The 394-nt window shown below is 64.0% G+C and carries 1 protein-coding gene; it reads right to left on the bottom strand.

The genetic code is table 11. The features are described 5' to 3' along the window. A partial coding sequence (locus tag ACLQ25_RS32840; RefSeq protein WP_425734610.1) for a hypothetical protein occupies positions 1-357 on the bottom strand: 357 nt, incomplete at its 3' end. Positions 358-394 lie beyond the last annotated feature (37 nt).

Raw genomic sequence — 394 nt, 5'->3', positions numbered from 1 at the left:
CATTAGACGGGCGTCGGCGACGCCCGGGTTGTCGATGACCACCTGATAGGACGCCGGGGTGAACACTCGCAGCAAGTCGGCGGGTGGGTCAATTCGCCGAGCTGCCGCGGACATCCGGTCGGCACCACCGGGGGCAAGATCAGGATGCCTACCCAGGAAAAATTTCGCGCCCTCCAACTCCAGTGTGTAGTAGCCGGGGGGGAGCCCGTGCGACTGGGCAAAGTCACCCAACACTGCCCCGCTCAACGCACTGTGGTTACTGCTGCCACGTCCAAGTCGGCCCGACTTGTGTGCCCAGTGCATCGCGAGCCTGACACCGGCGAGGCCCGGGTTATCGATGATCTGCTGGTAGGCCATCGGCGTATAAACGGGGGCGGGTCGTTTGGGCATGCTT

Source organism: Micromonospora sp. DT44, from assembly GCF_049841635.1.
GTDB lineage: Bacteria > Actinomycetota > Actinomycetes > Mycobacteriales > Micromonosporaceae > Micromonospora.
The sequence above is the reverse complement of the archived record's forward strand: the minus strand, read 5'-3'. Positions and strand labels throughout refer to the sequence as shown.